At 43.7% G+C, this 868-nt stretch carries 1 protein-coding gene and 1 pseudogene; one reads left to right on the forward strand and one right to left on the reverse strand.

The features are described from left to right. The first annotated feature begins 54 nt into the window (after positions 1-54). Positions 55-234: a hypothetical protein gene (locus EJ063_RS21645; protein WP_148104546.1), complete on the forward strand. Its 180-nt coding sequence runs from the start codon at positions 55-57 to the stop codon at positions 232-234. A gap of 527 nt (positions 235-761) precedes the next feature. Here EJ063_RS21645 and EJ063_RS20300 read toward each other — a convergent pair. After that, a pseudogene (locus EJ063_RS20300) lies at positions 762-868 on the reverse strand (IS30 family transposase); the annotation flags it as partial.

Raw genomic sequence — 868 nt, forward strand, 5'->3', positions numbered from 1 at the left:
TTTCTTAAGATAGAAATCGTATATCTTTCTTTCTCAGTGAGGTGTGTATATTTCATGGTTTTACTTCTTGGCGGGAGCAAAACTTATGAATACCACATCTCACTGTTTTATTTTTCAGAGGTGTCGCACTTCGTACTTGAATCCAAGAAACATAACAAACAATTCAACAGTGATTCGCAACGCTTGGCGCTCTCACTTCGGGTTGAGTTAAGTGTTTACGGCGCAGTGGTTTAGTTCAGAGTATGCGCTGCTCACACGTTAATTGGGCGTTATGTTTACTTGTATTTCAAAGGCTTAAAGGTCTTAGGCTCTGGTTCTTTGTCCCTTTGGCAATTCTTCCCTAGTAGACTCAGCAAATCCGACTTGTCGGCCTAATTTCTTGAATCTCTCAGCCCGTAAAACATGCCAATGTTCGCGGGTTGCTTCATTGTCAGGTCGTGGCGGTTGGCTTCTTGTTTAACTGGCTCAAAGTCGCTTTTAGGTTCTTTGCCAATTAGCATTTCAGCTTGGCAGTTGCCTCGGCAATTCAGCACTGTTTTGCGCTTTGGTTGGAAAGAAAGGGCGCTTGTTGTTTTTTTAGTCGGGTTGCCTCATTGGGCAGGGAAGTGAAATTACTGGTTTTGGGTTAGTCGCCTTTGGCGGCCAAGTAGGTTCTTGCCTTGTGGCTTGCGTCAGAAAACTGGTCAGAAATGGCAGTCCTTTCTCAATTAAGTCAGTAACTTGTGGTAAAACTTAGTATCAAGTTTGAAGTGCGACACTTTTTACAGATGCGCATGAATATACTCCTGTGGTGTAAAGAACCCAAGTCTTTTCCTTGGGCGCGAGTTTAGCTTTCCAGCTATTTGGTTACAGAGCCTCTGTGTCACGT

Source organism: Vibrio aquaticus (assembly GCF_003970385.1).
Taxonomy (GTDB): domain Bacteria; phylum Pseudomonadota; class Gammaproteobacteria; order Enterobacterales; family Vibrionaceae; genus Vibrio; species Vibrio aquaticus.